General features: G+C 69.4%; 15 protein-coding genes. 6 read left to right on the top strand and 9 right to left on the bottom strand.

Annotated features, from left to right (window positions below; all coding sequences use genetic code 11):
- Positions 1–67: 67 nt before the first annotated feature.
- Positions 68–511, top strand: a complete 444-nt coding sequence (locus ACWDTS_RS20110; protein WP_197257144.1) for a PH domain-containing protein — start codon at positions 68–70, stop codon at positions 509–511.
- Position 512: 1 nt separating this feature from the next.
- On the opposite strand, the gene ACWDTS_RS20105 is transcribed toward ACWDTS_RS20110, so the two are convergent.
- Positions 513–1439, bottom strand: a complete 927-nt coding sequence (locus ACWDTS_RS20105; protein WP_248674574.1) for a rhomboid family intramembrane serine protease — start codon at positions 1437–1439, stop codon at positions 513–515.
- 11 nt (positions 1440–1450) lie between these two features.
- Positions 1451–1978, bottom strand: coding sequence for a peptidylprolyl isomerase (locus tag ACWDTS_RS20100; RefSeq protein WP_307846616.1), 528 nt, complete (start codon positions 1976–1978; stop codon positions 1451–1453).
- A gap of 120 nt (positions 1979–2098) precedes the next feature.
- Between ACWDTS_RS20100 and ACWDTS_RS20095 the strand changes: the two genes are divergently transcribed.
- Positions 2099–2545, top strand: a complete 447-nt coding sequence (locus ACWDTS_RS20095; RefSeq protein ID WP_248674572.1) for a hypothetical protein — start codon at positions 2099–2101, stop codon at positions 2543–2545.
- Positions 2546–2570: 25 nt separating this feature from the next.
- On the opposite strand, the gene ACWDTS_RS20090 is transcribed toward ACWDTS_RS20095, so the two are convergent.
- Positions 2571–2726: a hypothetical protein gene (locus ACWDTS_RS20090; protein WP_197257138.1), complete on the bottom strand. Its 156-nt coding sequence runs from the start codon at positions 2724–2726 to the stop codon at positions 2571–2573.
- 248 nt (positions 2727–2974) lie between these two features.
- On the opposite strand from ACWDTS_RS20090, the gene ACWDTS_RS20085 reads away from it, so the two are divergent.
- The gene (locus ACWDTS_RS20085) at positions 2975–4918 is read left to right on the top strand and encodes an acyl-CoA dehydrogenase family protein (protein ID WP_248674571.1); all 1944 of its coding nucleotides are present in this window, start codon (positions 2975–2977) and stop codon (positions 4916–4918) included.
- A gap of 59 nt (positions 4919–4977) precedes the next feature.
- On the opposite strand, the gene ACWDTS_RS20080 is transcribed toward ACWDTS_RS20085, so the two are convergent.
- Both ACWDTS_RS20080 and ACWDTS_RS20075 read right to left on the bottom strand, forming a co-directional pair.
- Positions 4978–6273: a lipase family protein gene (locus tag ACWDTS_RS20080; protein WP_197257134.1), complete on the bottom strand. Its 1296-nt coding sequence runs from the start codon at positions 6271–6273 to the stop codon at positions 4978–4980.
- Positions 6274–6413: 140 nt separating this feature from the next.
- Complete coding sequence (locus ACWDTS_RS20075) at positions 6414–8057, bottom strand: alpha/beta hydrolase (RefSeq protein ID WP_450118886.1); 1644 nt, start codon at positions 8055–8057, stop codon at positions 6414–6416.
- Between the two features lie 136 nt (positions 8058–8193).
- On the opposite strand from ACWDTS_RS20075, the gene ACWDTS_RS20070 reads away from it, so the two are divergent.
- Complete coding sequence (locus tag ACWDTS_RS20070) at positions 8194–9306, top strand: hypothetical protein (protein ID WP_450118885.1); 1113 nt, start codon at positions 8194–8196, stop codon at positions 9304–9306.
- 25 nt (positions 9307–9331) lie between these two features.
- On the opposite strand, the gene ACWDTS_RS20065 is transcribed toward ACWDTS_RS20070, so the two are convergent.
- From ACWDTS_RS20065 to ACWDTS_RS20050, 4 genes are all read right to left on the bottom strand, one after another.
- On the bottom strand, positions 9332–10294 hold the full coding sequence (locus ACWDTS_RS20065; protein ID WP_450118884.1) for a R2-like ligand-binding oxidase: 963 nt from the start codon (positions 10292–10294) through the stop codon (positions 9332–9334).
- Positions 10295–10335: 41 nt separating this feature from the next.
- A complete protein-coding gene (locus ACWDTS_RS20060) occupies positions 10336–11514 on the bottom strand; it encodes a Dyp-type peroxidase (protein ID WP_450110089.1) in 1179 nt (392 codons plus the stop codon).
- Complete coding sequence (locus tag ACWDTS_RS20055; RefSeq protein WP_450110090.1) at positions 11507–12019, bottom strand: copper chaperone PCu(A)C; 513 nt, start codon at positions 12017–12019, stop codon at positions 11507–11509. Before ACWDTS_RS20055 ends, ACWDTS_RS20060 begins: the two co-directional genes overlap by 8 nt.
- Before the next feature lie 81 nt (positions 12020–12100).
- Positions 12101–12595, bottom strand: coding sequence for a hypothetical protein (locus ACWDTS_RS20050; RefSeq protein WP_450110091.1), 495 nt, complete (start codon positions 12593–12595; stop codon positions 12101–12103).
- A gap of 134 nt (positions 12596–12729) precedes the next feature.
- On the opposite strand from ACWDTS_RS20050, the gene ACWDTS_RS20045 reads away from it, so the two are divergent.
- Both ACWDTS_RS20045 and ACWDTS_RS20040 read left to right on the top strand, forming a co-directional pair.
- The gene (locus ACWDTS_RS20045) at positions 12730–13860 is read left to right on the top strand and encodes an FtsX-like permease family protein (RefSeq protein WP_450118883.1); all 1131 of its coding nucleotides are present in this window, start codon (positions 12730–12732) and stop codon (positions 13858–13860) included.
- Positions 13857–14543, top strand: coding sequence for an ABC transporter ATP-binding protein (locus ACWDTS_RS20040; RefSeq protein ID WP_197257120.1), 687 nt, complete (start codon positions 13857–13859; stop codon positions 14541–14543). The genes ACWDTS_RS20045 and ACWDTS_RS20040 overlap by 4 nt, the downstream gene beginning before the upstream one ends.
- Positions 14544–14559 lie beyond the last annotated feature (16 nt).

The raw sequence follows: 14559 nt of genomic DNA, 5'->3' as shown, positions 1-14559 counted from the left end.
TGATTCATCCCCAGCTGTGGAGAAACCTGTGCACTAGCAGTGCATCCGTACATACGGGGACCCGGCGGTGAGCGATCCGCAGTGGTCGACACCGCCCGTCGCGGTCGCCGCACTCGTCGTCGGCGGCGGGGTGCTCGCGTCGGCCGCGGTGTTCACCGCGGACCCGGCGGGGCGTTTCCTCGCGGGGGCGGCCGCGCTGCTCGTCCTGGCGACCGCCGCGCTCGCCGTCCGGCAGCGGCCGCGGCTCGCGGTGACCGAGCACGGTTCCGGGCTGGCCTGCACGCGACTGACCGGACGCCGCGTGTTTCCCCGCGAGACGCTGACCCGGGTGCGGATCGTCGAGTATCCGCGGTTCGGCCGGCGGGTGCCGATGCTCGAGATCGACGCCCGCGATCCCGACGGCACCGAACGCCTCATGATCTTCGGCCGCTGGGATCTCGGAGCCGACCCGCGGGACGTGTACGACGCGCTCGTGCTGCGCGACCTGGCGCCCGATCAGAGCCCGAGCTGAATCACAGCCCCAGCTGAGACCGCAGCCGCAGCACCCCGAGCACGATGACCAGCACGACCGCGACGGCGACCGCGACGAGCGCGATCCAGCCGGTACGGACGACGCGATCACGGTCGGTTCCGGCGCCGAGAGCCTGCGGACCGTAGAGGAACGCCGCGGTCGCCGCGGCACCGATCACCAGGCCGCCGAGATGTCCCCACAGGGAGATGCCGGGGATGGTGATGCTGATGAACACGTTGAGGGCGACGACGGTGAGCACCGGCGCGGGGCTGCGCCGCAACCGCAGCAGGATGACGGCCTGCGCGCCCATGAGCCCGAACACGGCGCCGGACGCGCCGGCGGTGACCGCATCGGTCTGCATCAGCACGACCGCCGCGGAGCCGCCGAGCAACGACAGCAGGTACACGGCGAGGTAGCGGGAGCGACCGAGCACGATCTCGGTGTCGCGGCCGATCACCCACAGGGCGAACATGTTGACCGCGAGGTGGATCGGGCCGAAGTGCAGGAAACCGCTGCCGAGCAGCCGCAGGTATTCGTCGTTGCCCGCGATCATCGGCGGCCACAACGCGAGGTCGCGGAACAGGCCGGACCGCAGCTGGTTGTTCATCACGCTCGACGACTGCGCGGCCGTGATCGCGAAGACCAGGACGTTCAGTCCGATGAGGATGTAGGTGACCAGCGGCGTCGGATGCGCGTTGCGCACGGGGGCACCGGCGACGGTGCGGGCCTGCGGGGTGGCGCTACGGGCTGCGGCGACGCAGTCCACACACTGTTGTCCGACCGACGCGTCGCGCAGGCAGTCGGGGCAGGCAGGCCTGCCGCAGCGGGTGCAGGAGAGCAGGGTCGGACGGTCGGGATGGCGAACGCACCGCGGCTGGGGCGTCCGGCCGCCCCCTTCGGCCGCCGGGCCCCAGCCGGGGTTCGTCATGGAGTTCCTTCTCAGGCGATGGTGATGCTTTCGATGACGACGGCGTCGAGCGGGCGGTCGGCCCGGTCGGTCGCGGTCGTCGCAATCGCGTCGACGACCTTGCGCGAGGCCTCGTCGACGACCTCACCGAAGATGGTGTGGCGACGGTTGAGGTGCGGCGTGCGGTCGACGGTGATGAAGAACTGCGAGCCGTTGGTGCCCGGACCGGCGTTCGCCATGGCGAGCAGGTACGGACGGTCGAACTGCAGCTCGGGGTGGAACTCGTCGCCGAACTGGTAACCCGGGCCGCCGCGGCCGGTACCGGTCGGGTCGCCGCCCTGGATCATGAAGCCGTCGATGACACGGTGGAAGACCGCGCCGTCGTAGAACGGACCGCTGGTCTCGCCCTTGGCGTTCTGCGTCTTGTATTCCTTGGTGCCCTGCGCCAGGCCGACGAAGTTCTCGACGGTCTTGGGAGCGTGATTGCCGAACAGCGAGATCACGATGTCGCCGCGGTTGGTGTGCAGCGTGGCGGTGGCGGTCTGAAGAGGTGAAGTCACCTCTCCATCGTGCCATCCGGACATCTCGCGCGGGAGGAGTGCCCGAAGTGCGCGCCGCGCCCGTGCCGGGCCTCGTTGTGCCGTCGCAACTTGTGTCGCACCTTGTGTCACAGTGGAACGATGACGCGTTCGAAAGAGTCCGGAAGCCATGGTGGATCCCACACCGCGCTCGCACGTCCGCTGCTCGTGAATCCGCTGAAGGAATCGACCAGCCTCGGTGGTGCACTGCAGGTGGTGGGTCAGGGTGCGCTCGCGCTCGCGTACGGTTCCCTGAGTGCGGGAAGGCTCGTGGCCCGCAGGTCGGCGGACCTTGCGAAGACGGTGCTGAGTCGCACGCGTCGTACTTCTCCTGCCGGGGTGGTGGCGTTGGCGTCGACCGACGGCACCCGCACCGGCCGCGGTCGCAAGGCTTTGGTCGTGGCCGGCGCCGTCGGTGCGGTCGTGGCCGGCGGTGTCGTGTTCTTCCGGGCGCGGCGTTACGAGCATCCGCCGGTGGCGCCGGAGCCGCCGCGCGTCGATCAGGCTCGGCCGGTGTCCGAGGGCACGGTGTCGGAGGGCACCGACTGATTTCGAGTTCGGAACGACGGCCCGGTCACCCGGTGGTACAGGTGGCCGGGTCGTCGTTTGCTGCCTGCCGGTCGATCTCGCGGGCGGCGACGCGGATCTGACGGTCGACGATGTAGCAGGACAGGGCGTAGACCACTGCGAGGAGCACGAACAGGATCGGTACTGCGGCAAGGATTTCCATGTGACGACTCCGTCGGCGACCCGGGATCACCGGGGGAAGGGGGACGGTCGGGGGTGTCAACGTCGACATGATCAAGAGTACGGACCCACCGGCCGCCCGGCAGGCTCACATCCACTCAGTGGACGTGATTCCGTTCACATGCCACAACGACCTCAGGTTACCGGTCGGTACCGATATTCCGGATCGTGTGTTTTACCTCACATCGGCGTGGATACTGGCCAGTAGCAACCCGATCGTGGAGGCCCGCGATGTCAGAACCCATTCAGATCAGTGAAGAACAAGCCCGGGCGGTGGCCGAGGAGGCCCGCGAATCCGGGTGGGAGAAACCCTCGTTCGCCAAGGAACTGTTCCTCGGCCGACTCACCCTCGACCTCGTCCACCCGTTTCCCCGTCCCACACCCGACGAGGACGCCCGCACCGAGGAATTCCTGGCGAAACTGCGCCGGTTCTGCCTCGAGATGGACGGTGCCCGCATCGAACGCGATGCGCGAATCCCCGACGAGTACGTCGCCGGGCTGACCGAACTGGGCTGCTTCGGCATGAAGATCTCGCCGGAGTACGGCGGGCTCGGACTGTCGCAGGTGGCCTACAACCGTGCCCTGATGCTGATCGCGTCCGTGCACCCCAGCCTCGGGGCGCTGCTGTCGGCGCACCAGTCGATCGGCGTTCCGGAACCGCTGAAACTGGCCGGTACCCCCGAACAGAAGCAGGCGTTCCTGCCGCGCTGCGCGCGCGGCGCGATCTCGGCGTTCCTGCTCACCGAACCGGACGTGGGCTCGGACCCCGCCCGGCTCGCGTCGACCGCGACCCCGGTCGAGGACGGCTCTGCGTACGAACTCGACGGCGTGAAACTGTGGACCACCAACGGCGTCGTCGCCGAACTGCTCGTCGTGATGGCCCGGGTGCCGCGCAGCGAGGGTCACCGCGGCGGCATCTCCGCGTTCGTCGTCGAAGCGGACTCGCCGGGCATCACCGTCGAACGCCGTAACTCGTTCATGGGTCTGCGGGGTATCGAGAACGGGGTGACCCGCATGCACCGGGTGCGGGTTCCGAAGGAGAACCTGATCGGCCGCGAAGGCGACGGGCTGAAGATCGCCCTGACCACGCTGAACGCGGGACGCCTCGCGATCCCCGCGATGTGCGCGGGGGCCGGCAAGTGGTCGCTGAAGATCGCCCGCGAATGGTCCGCGACCCGGGTGCAGTGGGGCCGGCCGGTCGGCGATCACGCCGCGGTCGCCGCGAAGATCTCCTACATCGCCGCCTCCACCTACGCGCTCGAGTCCATGGTCGAGCTGTCCGGGCAGATGTGCGACGAGAACCGCAACGACATCCGGATCGAGGCGGCTCTGGCGAAGCTGTGGTCCAGCGAGATCGCCTGCCGGATCGCCGACGAACTCGTCCAGATCCGCGGTGGTCGCGGCTACGAGACGGCCGCGTCGCTGGCAGCACGGGGTGAACGGGCGGTCCCGGCGGAGCAGCTGATTCGGGACCTGCGCATCAACCGGATCTTCGAAGGCTCCAGCGAGATCATGCGGCTGCTCATCGCCCGCGAGGCCGTGGACGCGCACCTGAAGGCGGCGGGCGAGCTCGCCGACCCGAAGGCGAATCTCGAGGAGAAGGCCAAGGCCGCGGCGAAGGCCAGCGGCTTCTACGCGAAGTGGCTGCCCAAGCTCGTCACGGGCAAGGGCCAGTTGCCCACCTCGTTCTCCGAGTTCGGGCAGCTCGCGCCCCATCTGCGGTACATCGAGCGCAACTCCCGCAAGCTCGCCCGCTCCACGTTCTACGGAATGGCCCGGTGGCAGGCCGGTCTCGAGAAGCGGCAGAACTTCCTCGGCCGGATCGTCGACATCGGCGCCGAACTGTTCGCGATGGCGGCGTCCTGTGTGAGGGCCGAACGGCAGCGGGCCGACGGCCACCCGGATTCGGCGGGTGCCTTCGAGCTGGCGGACGTGTTCTGCCGTCAGGCCCGGCTGCGCGTCGACAAGCTCTTCGACGAGTTGTGGACGAACACCGACGACGCCGACCTGCGCCTGACCAGCAGCATTCTCGAGGGCCGCTACGCGTGGCTCGAGCACGGCGTGCTCGATCCGAGCGAGGGCACCGGGCCGTGGATCGCGGCATGGGCGCCGGGACCGTCGACCGAGGAGAACCTGGCACGCCACTTCACCGAGACGCGGCATCGAACCCAGTAGATCCCCCGCAACGGCGAACGGCCCGCACTCGAAGAGAGTGCGGGCCGTTCGTCAGCAGGTCAGAACCCGCCGCAGTTCGACGGTGCCGGCACGCCGTTGAACCGGTCGAGCAGGTACGAGACCGACTCGGGCATGCCGACGAGCATCGGCGACAGGTGGTTGACGACGAAGCCCGGCAGGATCGGCGGGGTCAGGTTCTGCGAGAACTGGACGGTCGCGCCCTGGGCACACCAGTCCAGTGCGAGCTGACGGCCCTGACCGAAGGGCACGGCGTCGTCCTGGGTGCCGTGCTGCAGCAGCACCGGGACCTGCGGCTTCAGGCGGCCGATGCGCTGCTCGTCGACGATGGCCCGCGCCTTGGGCAGGCGCTCGAGGACGACGGAGAGCGGTTCACCGGTCCGGGTGTAGTCGCTCGTGCGCTGGAAACCGTGGCGGAAGATCGTTTCGGGGACGCACTCGTTCGCGACCTGGGCCAGCATCTCGCGGCCGTAGTCGTTGATCTCGGCGTCGATCTCGTCGGAGATCTCCGGGTACGCGTCCTGCAGGCCGTTGATCGTGTAGCCGATCACGCCGGTCAGCGCGGTGCCGTCGATCTGGGCCAGGGTTGCGGCGAGATCGGCCGGCGGAGCACCCGCGTAGACGCCCTGCAGGTCGAGTTCGGGGGCGTAGCTCGGAGCGAGTTCGGCGGCCGCCGCGGCGGCACCGCCACCCTGCGAGTAACCGAAGATGCCGACCGGGCCGTCGTCGGGGATGGACGTGCCCGGCAGTTGCTGGGCGGCGCGCGCCGCGTCGAGTACCGCGTGGCCTTCGGCGAGGCGGTTGACGTAGGTGTGGTGTCCCGGGGTACCCAGACCGTCGTAGTCGGTGACGACCACGGCGATGCCCTGCAGCAGCATCGCGTTGATGGAAATCAGTTCGTACTCTGTGAACAGATCCAGCGGCGGGTTGTAGTCCACCAGGTAGTTCAGGGCCTTCGACGGCGCGCAGCGATCGCCCTGGCCCTGGGTGCCGGGGGCGAGCACGACCAGCGGTCGCTCACCCGGACCGGACCAGGGGGTGGACGGCTCGAGGTAGGTGCCGCCGACCGCGTTGGGAACCCCGTTGGCGTCGTGGCTGCGGTACAGCAGGCGGGTGCCCTGGGCGGGGAACACGCCGTTCGTAGTGGGCACGCGGATCGCGAGATCCGAAGGCTCGCTGCGCAATACGTCGCCCGGGTTGCCGGCGGACAGCGGGCTCGGCGGTAGGTAGAAATCGCCCTCGGCATTGGCGATTGCGGGAGCCGCGAGCACGCTCCCAGCCACCGCGGCGGAGGTCACCGCCGCGGAGAACCAGCGTCCGACCCTGCCGATCGCCATACTTCCCCCAGATGTTCTGTGTCCTGCATTCGAAAGCGGGATGCGTGTGCCCCATCGCACAAGCGGTACGGACTGTAACACGTAACTTACCCATGCGTAAGGTCCAACCTCTGCGGCGCACCGCTCGACGAATCCGCAGGTCAGCCCTTCAGCGCGGCGCGCACCGCCTCGATGTCGGCCTCCGTCCACCCGTCGGGGTCGAGGATGTCCGACCACAGATCCGCGGCCTCCGGGCCGTAGGAATGCCCGTAACCGTCGGGCACCTCGGCCGAGAACACCATGTCCAGGGTCACCTGCCAGAACGTCACGAACGGCATCCAGCGCATCCCCGGATCCACATCGGGCCCGAGGGGTTCGCGCAGCCAGTCGGGCTTGTGCAGCAGCAGATCGAACGACCACCAGGTGATCGGATCACTGCCGTGCTGCCAGAACACGATCCGCGGAAGTTCCCACGGCTCAGGCAGATTCACGTCGTCCGGGCTCGACGCGAAGCGAATGTTCCGACCCTCGTCGACGATCGGCAGACGTTCGGGCGAACCCGGATCCCGCTGCTCGGTGATCCGCCCCCACGGTTGCGAGAAGTTGGGGGTGCCGACGAACAACGCGCCGTCGGTCCGCGCGACCAGGTCGGAACCGGACGCGAACGCGGACTGCCCGCCGTACGACCCGAGACTCTCGCCGAAGACCACGAGCTTCGGCCGGGCATCCTCCGGAAGACTCAGCCACACCTCGTAGACGGCCTCGAACAGTGCCCGCCCGGCCTCCATCGGCGACTCGCGGTCGGCGATGAACGCGAGCGGGCTCGGCAGGTACGAGTACTGCATCGCCGCGATCGCCGAATCCCCGCCGTTGAGGTACTCGAAGGAGTCGGCGACGCTGCCGTTGACCCAGCCGCGACCGGTCGTGGTCACGACGGCGAGCGCCTTCCGGTCGAATCCGCCGGTTCGCTTCAGCTCGGCGACAACTCGCTCGGCGATGCCCTCGATCGTGTCCGCCGAGACCCGGCCCGCGTACACGCGGATCGGTTCCCGGGCGGGCCGTCCCGTCACGGCCTCGATCTGCGCGGCCGACGGTCCGCCGGCGACGAACGTGCGCCCCTCCCGGCCGAGGGTGTCCCACGCCTCCGCGGATTCCGGCGACCCGGAACGTTCCGGCGCGGCCGGCTGCTCCACACCCTCCTCGGTGCCGGTGTCCGCGACCGCGGACGCCTCCTCCGCAGCGCCGAGAATCCCCCGGTACAGCGCACCGTTGACGAGCACGACGAGCAATGCCACGACGACCACGAGCGCGGTCACCCGCGCGACCGGCGCCGGCGTGTAGCGGTCGACGAACCGCGCGAGCTTGTTCGTCCCCGCCCGCAGGCCCCGCCCGATTGCCAGCAGCAGCAACGCCACCACCAGGGCGATCAGCAGAACCGGCAGGTAGAGGGACCGTTCGACCCGCTCCATGGTCACGAGGTCGCGGACGATCTGCTGCCACCACGAACCGAGAATCAGGAAGGTCGGAACCACCACGGCCGCCACGGCCGCGAGCACCCACCAGCCGATGCGGCGCGTTTTCGGCGACCAGTCCGGGTGCACACCGCAGCGCCGCAGTGCCCACGCGATCAGGCAGCCGACGCCGTACCCGGTCGCCACGCCGATTCCCGTCGCGACTCCCTGCAGGTACCAGGTGCGCGGCAGAAGGGACGGGGTCATCGACCACACGAAGAACAACAGTGCGAACGCGAGACCGACCGGGTGGAACGAGCGCGCGAAGGCCCGGGCGCGTGTGGGGGCACTCATCCTCGGGAGTGTAGGGGCGAAACCGTCCTGTACGTATCGACACGCCGTACACGGCTACTGTCCGGTATGGGCCCGGATGAGCAGTTTCGGTAGCAAGATGTAGGCGGTTCGTTACCTGCGAGGCGAGAGGGCTGTCATGGCAATCGGGGTCGGGCTCCGGATCGGCAGAGTCGTGTCCACCGCAGTGGTCGCGTCCAACGAACCGGGCACCCAGGATCCCGTGGTGATCGCCCGGGACACGGTCCTGCACATCGACGAGGACGGCACCACCACCCTCGGCTCCTACTCCTCCGGCAACGAAGCACGCACCCTCGCCGGGTTCCTCGCCCGGGTCGGCGACCCCGCGGGTGTCACCGCCAGCGACGGTCGCGTGTACCGGGCGGAGGACGCGATGGCGACCGCGATCCAGTGCCTGCTGAACGAGACCGAACCGCTGCCGAAGTTCGGGGGCGCCGACGACGGATCCGAGCCCGGCTACACCGCGACCTACCCTTCCCACTGGGATTCCGATGCGGTCGCGTCGCTGCGCGCGGCCCTCGACTACGCGGATCTGCGGCACGTGGACCTGGCCTCGGACGCCCAGGGTGCCGCGACCTGGTATGCCTCCGAGATTTCCGAGACCCCCGGTCAGCTCATCGGTGTCTTCCACATCGACGACGCCGGTTCGACGGTGACGCTGGTGCGATCCGGGGTACCGGCGGGCAAGGCGTTCCGGATACCGACGAAGGGCGCACCGTCACCCGCCTCGCAGCTCGCGACCGCGCTCGGCTCGTTCGGGTGGCTGCCGCCGAACCTCGACGCGGTCGTCGTGATGGGTGACGGGATCGTCGCCCGCGACCGCTCGTACATCCAGGAGATCGCGAACAGCATCGCGACGAAGCTGATGGTCCGCACCCTCGTCGGTCCCGGCCCGGAGCAGACCGCCGCGCTGGGTGCGGCGATTCTGGCCGCCGGTTTCGTGCCGGCCCGCGAGACGACGCGTGCCCGCATCGGGCTTCCGCCGTCGTACGACGAGACGGACGTGCTGACCGGTGGACTCGCGCGCATCCGGGCACAGGAGATGCTCGAGGCCGGGAAGAACGACGTCGTCGCGGCGCGGTTGCTCGCCGTCGAGCCGGACGACGAGGACGACCGCGAACCGGACACGACCGAAAACGACGAGACCGAGAAGCGGTCGCGCAAGCCGCTGATCCCGATCGTCGCCGGGGTCGCACTGGTCGCGGTGCCCCTGCTCGTGTTGCTCCTGTGAGACCCATTGCCTGTGAGACGCCGGGTCAGGCGTCGTCGGTGAGCGACGCGAGCTCGGCGGCGTCCTCTTCGCCGAACTTCTCCTCGAGCGCCTCGGGCGTGTAGTCCAGGTCGATCTCCTCGACGGGACGGCCGCGCGCGGACTCGATCGCACCGAGCCGACGCTGGGCGCGATCCGCCGCGTACGCCACGAACTCGTCCGGGTCCAACCCGAACGGCTGTTCCTCGAACTGATCGTTGATCCACTGGATCACCCCGAGCGCGTGCGGGAGCAACTCCCCCATACGTTGTTGCACCACATCCCAATTCGCGTCGTCGGCAGCGACGTGCCGGCGGCACGTGAACGTTCCCCACGCCATGTGGCGGCGCTCGTCGTCGCCGATCCGGCGAATGAGCTCCTGCATGCCGGGCAGGATCCCGCGGGTCGTGCACACCTTCTGCCACGCGTAGTAACCGGTGAGGGCGAGGCTGCCCTCGATGACGTGGTTGTAGGTGACGCTCGCGCGCACCTGGTTCGCCGGACTGGGGTCGCGTTCGAGAATCCGCAGGGAATCGGGAAGCTCCTCGTAGAACAGCGCGCGGTAGTGCGGGTTCTCCGCGACGTACGGCAGCAGGTCGCCGGTCAGTCCCACCGCGTCCATCCACAGCCGGAACACCTGGGTGTGCTTGGCCTCCTCGAAACAGAACTGCGTCAGGTACAGCTCGTCGCCGAGCCGGTTCTCGGCGGCCATCGCGTGCAGGAACGGCTGGATGTCCTGGGTGACGGCCTCCTCCCCCGCCGCGAAGTGCGTCACCAGATAGGCGGTGCTGCGTTGCTGTTCGCTGTTCAGGTCCGCCCAGTCCGCGACGTCCTGCGAGAAATCCAGGTCGAGGGGATCCCAGAACTTGGCGTTGCCCTTCGCGAACAGGCGCAGCGGGAAGGCGTCCCAGTTCAGTCCGCCTTCCCGCAGCGACGCGAATCCGTCTCGCCGCCGTGATACCTCGGTCACCCGTCCAGGCTAACCCCGTATCACCACCCCGACCTGCGTTTTCAGCCCTCGAACAGCGTCTCGCCGGGATAGCCGCCGGCGCCGAACCCGGGTGGGATCGCGAACACCGCCGAACCGATCGGGGTGATCCACGGGTTCAACGCGTCGTGGTCCGCCAGACGCTGCTGCACCGGCACGAACTGACGGTCGACGTCGGCCTGGTAAGCCGCGAAGAGCAGGCCCGCGCCGTCGGCGTCGTCGTAGTTGTAGCCGCGCCGCAGGAACTGCTCGTCCGCGTTGCGCGGCCGTGCCCGCGCCATGTGCGATTCCGGTGGGATCACCGGGATGCCGTACCGGTCGACCGCGTCGAAATCGGGATCATCGTGTTCGGCCGTGCCGGTGAGCGGCGCACCGTTCGACAACGTGCGCCCCACCGTGAGTTCCCTTGCCGGACGGTCCAATTCGTCCCAGGTGTCGAGTTCCATCCGGATCCGCCGCAACACCAGCGAGGAACCACCGGCCAGCCACGGGGGCGACCCCGGATTCCACACCCGGCCTTCGAATTCCGTGCTGCCCGCGGCGGGATTGACGGTGCCGTCGACCTGGCCCATGAGGTTGCGCATGCTCGCACCCTCGGGGCGGGTGCCGGGGGCGTGCCGGAAACCGCGCTGCACCCACCGCGCCGACACCTGCGAGCGCACCGTCCGGGTCAGCGTGCGCACCGCGTGCGCGACCGTAACGGGATCGTCGGCGCACACCTGGAGCATCAGATCGCCTCCGCTCCAACGGTCTTCGAGCCGGTCGATGCCGAACGCGGGCAACGGTCGCAGCCATTCGGGCCGAACCTTCTCCGCGTCGGCGGACGCGAACACCGCGGGACCGAACACCCCGGGGCCGAATCCGACCGTGACGGTCAGGTTCGCCGGGTCCTGCGCGAGTTCGGGTTCGGTGTCGCCGAGGCCCCCGGTGCCGGTGGTGAGCCGATACGAGTCCTGCGCCCAGACCTTCAGCACGCCGACGAGCGCGCGCCGATCGGTGCCGGGCAGCAGGTCCAGCGCCACGAACGACGCGAACGCCTGCGGTTCGGTCTCGATACCGGCCTGGTGGGTGCCGTGGAACCCGACGATGCGCGGGTCCTCGTCACGGGCCGTGACGCGGCCGATTCCGGCGGCGCCGAGCCCGACCACGCCGAGCGCGGCGGCGCCGCCCCCGAGCAGGCGCCGCCGGGTGAGCTCAGCCACCGTGGTTCGCCCCCTCCTCGGCGCTCGGCACGTAGTTCTCGCGCGCCCCGGCGAAATCGCGGACCTGCGAGGTGAAATCGATCGACGAACCGTCGCTGAAGGTCAAGGTGAACTCGATGTCGGTGCCGGGCGTGACGGGTTCGATCAGATCCATCAGCATCAGGTGATCGCCGCCGGGAGCGAGGCTGTGCCGGCTACCGGCGGCGACGGTCAGCCCGCCGTCCATCTCGCGCATCGCCATCGCGCCGTCGGCGGCGGGAGCCATCTCGTGCAGTTCGGTCCGACTCGAGACCGGACTCGAGACGGACACGATCTGGACGGCATGGTCGCCGGTGTTCTCCAGTTCGGCGAACGCACCGGTCATTCCGCTCTCGGCGGCCTTGGTCCACGCCGACGACACGACGATCGAGTCGGCCGCGGTCGCGGGGTCCTCGGATCCGCACCCGGCGGCGGCGAGCGCCGCCGCTGCGATCGCGGCGAACGCGAGGAACTTGGTCTTCTTCATGGGGGTCTCCCGTACAGGTCTGAGCGCACGCGGGCGCGCGATCGCCTCATGCGGGCGATCGTGAAAGGAAAGGAATCGGGGTCAGACCGTGACGGGTGGGCCGCGCGGGACGATGCCGGCGGACCGGGGAAGACCGCGCAGGACCGGCGGCCGGGGAGCAACGAGCACTGCGCCGGGCACGCGGAGTGGCGTGAACGGGGTCGGCGCGACGCGACGCAGCGCGGCGAGCACGAACCGGCATCCGCGTTCGGCGGCCACGACCAGCAGTGCCGCCACCGCGATCGCGACGGCGTGGCCGGCGATCATCGCGGGTCCGGGAACGTGGAAGTGGCCGGTGTCGAGGGAGAGCACGAGGTGCCCGAGCACCTGACCGGCGACGAGAATCGACGCGACGGGAAGCCGGGTGCCGGCGGCCACCACACCCACGGCGAGCGTCGTCGCGATCAACAGCGCGACCGCGCTCTGGGAGGGAGTACCGCCGCCGCCGAGTGCGTGCGCCGCAATGCTCACGGCTCCGGAAACGGCGCCGGTCAGCCCACCGCGCAGGCGCGCGACGAGGGCTTCGGCGGTACTCATGACGACAGGATACGACTTTCTACGACTGCCAGTAGTAGTGGTCCGCGGGAACTTGTCGACAGAGTGTCGATATGATTGCGACAAGACGTCGACAAACCGGCGCATCCCATCGACCTCGCCTGCGAAGGACCAGCATGTTCCTGACCCTGCGCGAACTGTGGTTCGCGCGCACCCGATTCCTCCTGATGGGTGCCGTCGTCGCACTCATCTCGATCTTGATGGTGATCCTCTCCGGCCTGTCCTCCGGCCTGGTCACCGACGGCGTCTCCGCGCTGCAGCGCACGCCCGTACAGGCGTTCGCGTTCGCCGAAGGCACCAAGACCGACTCCGCGTTCTCCCGTTCCGTCGTTACCGACGAGCAGGTCGCCGCCTGGCGGGAACGGCCCGACGTCGCGGCGGCCGCCCTGTTCGGCAACGCGATCGTCAACGCCAAGACCGGCGACGGCATCCCCGTCGACCTCACCCTCTTCGGCATCGAACCCGGCTCCTTCCTCGAACCGGCCGCCGCCGAGGGCCGCGCCCTCCAGCAGGCCACCGACATCCTCGTCAGCGACAGCGCACGCGCCGCCGGCATCGAACTCGGTGACACGGTCGTCGTCGACCGTCTCGGCACCGAACTGACCGTCGTCGGCTTCACCTCGGACAAGCGCACCTTCGGGCACGTCGACGTCGCCTACGTGCCGCTGTCCACGTGGCAGGAGATCCACGCCGGCGTGAAGGTCGGCGAGCAGCCGCAGCCGGACATCTACCGCGAGGCCAGCGTCGTCGCGTTGCAGGGCGTCGACGGTGGTCTGCCCGACCTCGCCGCCGGGGATGCCGCCGCGGGCACCGTGTCCAAGACGCTCGAGGAGTCGTTCGACTCGTCGCCGGGTTACTCCGCCGAGATGATGACCATGTCGATGATCAAGGCGTTCCTGTACGCGATCTCCGCCCTCGTCGTCGGCGCGTTCTTCAGCATCTGGACCGTGCAGCGCAGCCGCGAACTGTCGGTGCTGCGCGCGATGGGTGCGTCCACCGGTTTCCTGCTGCGCGACGGGCTGCTGCAGGCCGTCGTCGTTCTCGTCGCCTCCGTCGCCCTCGGTGTGCTCATCGGTCTCGGGCTCGGTTCGGGCCTCGACGGCTCCGGCATGCCGTTCGCCCTCGAGAGCGGACCGATCGTGCAGGGTGCGGTGCTGCTCATCGTGCTCGGCCTCGTCGGAGCCGCCGTCGCCGTCGTCCGCGTCACCCGCGTCGACCCCCTCACCGCACTGGGAGAAAACCGTTGACCGCCGCCACCTCCACCCGCGCCGGGCTCGCCCTGACCGACACCTGCCTGAGCTTCGGCGACGGCGACAGCACCGTGCACGCGCTCGACCACGTGACCCTCGAGGTCGCGGCCGGGGAACTCGTCGCGATCGTCGGCCCGTCCGGCGCCGGCAAGTCCAGCCTCCTCGCGGTCGCGGGCGGCCTCACCCGGCCGACCTCCGGAACCGTGACCGTCGACGGCGTCGACATCACGAACCTGAAGCCGCGCGAGCTCACCCGGCTGCGCCGCGATCGCATCGGGTTCGTGTTCCAGTCCGGGAACCTGATCCCGGCGCTCACGGCCCGCGACCAGCTCCGGCTCGTCGAGAAGATCACCGGACGCGAGGGCCGCGACCCCGACGAACTGCTCGCATCCGTCGGCATGAGCCACCGCGCCGACCGCCGGCCGGGACAGTTGTCGGGCGGCGAACGTCAGCGCGTCGGTATCGCACGGGCGCTGATGGCCCGGCCGGCGCTGCTGCTCGTCGACGAACCGACGGCCGCGCTGGACCGCAAACGCAGCCACGAGGTCGTCGAACTGCTCGCCCGTGAAACCCACGAGGCGGGGGTCGCTACGATCATGGTCACCCACGACCACGACGTGCTCGACCACTGCGATCGGGTCCTCGAGATGGTCGACGGCGGGCTCGGGCCACACGACTGACCCGCCGGGATACGAG

The sequence above is a fragment of the Rhodococcus sp. NPDC003383 genome (genome assembly GCF_053589115.1).
This window is presented reverse-complemented; position numbering and strand designations above follow the sequence as displayed.